At 64.0% G+C, this 2,819-nt stretch carries 2 protein-coding genes; one reads left to right on the plus strand and one right to left on the minus strand.

The annotated features are described in order from the left end of the window. Nucleotides 1-280, minus strand: a 280-nt coding sequence (locus AC5JJ6_RS07415) for a DUF1476 domain-containing protein (protein ID WP_496041422.1), incomplete at its 3' end; no start/stop codon positions are given. A gap of 396 nt (nt 281-676) precedes the next feature. Here AC5JJ6_RS07415 and AC5JJ6_RS07420 point away from each other — a divergent pair. After that, nucleotides 677-2,185, plus strand: a complete 1,509-nt coding sequence (locus tag AC5JJ6_RS07420) for a glycosyltransferase (protein WP_496041423.1) — start codon at nt 677-679, stop codon at nt 2,183-2,185. Nucleotides 2,186-2,819 lie beyond the last annotated feature (634 nt).

The following is a 2,819-nucleotide window of genomic DNA, read 5'->3' on the forward strand; positions in this document are numbered from 1 at the left end:
CGACCTGGGCGTTCAGCTCGGGCTCGGAGATGGGGCATCCAGCTTCCTTGAAGTCGGCGCGCAGCTTGCGCAGCACGTCTTCATGCCCCGGCTCGTCCCGGTCGGCGGCGACGATCTCACGGGCGTAGGTTTCCAGCTCGGTCCCGGAAAGACCCAGGCGGCGACCGGCCCACAGGCCGATCAGCAGGTTGCGGCGGGCGACGACATAGCCTTCGGTCGCTTCGAACGGACAGGCGGCTTCCGGGGCGGGGATGGTGGATCGGTCATAAGAAGCAGGCATCGGGTGGTTTCCTTCCCTGTGTGGTCTCGACTTCAGGTTAATCCCACGCCGTACCTTTCAGAAGGAGCCATGTCGTGATCCCTCCAAATGCACAGCGTGCAGGTGGAGGGGTCCGACATCGCGGCGCTGGTTGAAAGCGACCACCAGAGGGGCCCGGACCCCCAATATCGAATAGCTGGGGAGACTGCAGGGTCCGGTCAATCCCGAAGTTCGGGCAAGTCCGCTTCGTTGTACGTCCGCCGCAGGAATATCACGGTCTTGCCACTGTTAACCCTCATGTGCGGCACTGTAGTTGAAGCATTGCGGTCATGACCGGTTGAACGATGTCCGGACGACAGGGTTGTCCGGCATGGCGACGGCGTGCCGTTCTTGGAAATATCAGAGGGTGATCGGGGAATGCCTGTCTTAACCGTCGTTCAGTGGGTCCTGTACCTTCTGCTCTCGGTATCGCTCGTTATGCTCTTCGCCCTCAGCTGCAATCTCCTTGGACTGTCCATCGCCTTCATCCGGTCGCGGCGCAAGCCGGCGCGGTCCCAGGTGGCTGTGGAGACGGCCCCGGAGATCGTGGAATATCCCAGGGTTCTGGTGCAGCTTCCGGCCTTCAATGAAGGTATGCTGATCGAGCGCGCGATCCAGGCCGCCGCGATGGACTGGCCGCGCGACCGCCTGACCATTCAGGTGCTGGACGACAGCACCGACGGGTCCGAGGAGATCTCGCGGCGCTTCGCCGACGAGTTGCGGCTGACCGGCGTCGATATCGAAGTGATCCACCGCCGCGACCGCTTAGGCTTCAAGGCCGGCGCATTGGCGAACGGGCTGCTGCGTGACGACAGCCCTTACATCGCGGTGTTCGATGCCGATTTCGTGCCGCCGCCGGATTTCCTGAAGCGCACCGTGCCGGTGCTGATGGCCGACGGTGAGCTTGCTTTCGTCCAGGCGCGCTGGGAGCACCTGAACGCCGGCGAGAACATGCTGACGCGCGCCCAGGCGGTCATGCTGGATGCGCATTTCGGCGTCGAGCAGTCGGTCCGCTTCGCCACCGGCATGATCCTGCCGTTCAACGGCACCTGCGGTGTCTGGCGGCGCGACGCGATCGACGACGCCGGCGGCTGGACGGCGGATACGCTGACCGAGGACCTGGACCTTGCGATCCGCGCCCATCTGGCGGGCTGGCGGGCGGCCTACCTGCCGCAGGTGACGGCTGCGGGCGAGCTGCCGACCACGCTGGCCGCGTGGCGCACCCAGCAGCACCGCTGGAACAAGGGGTTCGCCCAGGTCGCGCGCAAGCTGCTGCCGTCGGTCTGGCGCTCGGACATGCCGCCGCTGTTCAAGCTGGCGCTGACGCTGGAGGTCGGGCAGTCGCTGTTCTGCCCGCTGGCGGCCCTTTGCCTGACGACGTCGCTGTCGCTGCTGTGGCTGAACGCCGGCCAGCAGCCGCTGGCGCTGTCGCTGCTGGGACTGGTCGCGACCGCGATGGGCGTGTTCTCGGCCACGACCTTCGTGACATTGGGTCAGCTGGCGCTGGGACGATATCCCCGGAGCGCCATCCCGCTGAGCATCCTGGCGGCGATGACGCTGACGTCGGGCCTGATCCTGTCGAACTCCCGCGCGGTGTTCGAAGCAGCGATGGGCAAGCAGTCGCCGTTCGTGCGGACTCCGAAGATGGGCGGCGCGGGCATTGCGCCGGTATCGACGACCATGCCGATGCGGCGCATCGCATCGACCGGCCCGACCGGCATTCCGGAGATCGTGCTGGGATCGTGCCTGTTCTTCACGATGGTCCTGCGCGAAGGCTGGTATTCCCCCCTGCTCGGCACCACGATCATCGGCTTGGCCGTGGTCGGGATTGCATTGCTGCGGGAGCGCTGGCAGGTGATACGGACGGAAGCGCCGGTCAATATGTAGATGGGAGAGGCGCCGCAGGGCGCCTCTTCATGCTTGCCCTTAGCGTTCGCTACAGGGCGGCTCCTCTCCCGATGAGCAACCAACCGCGATGTCGGCCGTGCCAGGACAGGCCTACCACTAGATACAGGGCCGTGAGGGTGGTCTTGCCGGCACTGTTATTGCCGGCAACAATCATCATGGTGGCCATTATCAGGCTGCGAGGGCTTTAAGTCTTGCCGGCGGCTGAGCTTGAGTTCGACGACTTTGCCGTCAGGTACGACATAAACCGGCGCGTCCTGATTTTGCAGGTTCTGAACCGCTTTGTCCCTGGCTTCGGTAAAAGTCCTGGCCCAGACTATAGCGAAATCCGATGGTGGGTTTATCGCGGGCTCAGTCGGCGCTGGATTGCTGGCCGGAGGCTGCTGGCTGGAACGGGAGGATGATCCGCTAATCTGGAGGCCGAGGCTCCGCCGATGGTCACCAGACATAGCGCCCCTCCTCATGCGTTTATCTTTACAATTTATCGCCGCGTGCGATTTGTTGCCAGTTGGATGAATATCCAACCTCTTATAAAGCTAAGATGCACGAGAATCAGCGCCGTAGGTCGGTCTAGAGCGAAGCAGCAGCCGACATCGACGCGCCTGCTTGTCGGCTG

It is taken from the genome of Skermanella sp., assembly GCF_059503625.1.

What these genes read in the sequence shown, in the direction of transcription:
- AC5JJ6_RS07420 (WP_496041423.1), top strand. Translation starts at nt 677, where the DNA reads ATGCCTGTCTTAACCGTCGTTCAGTGGGTCCTGTACCTTCTGCTCTCG.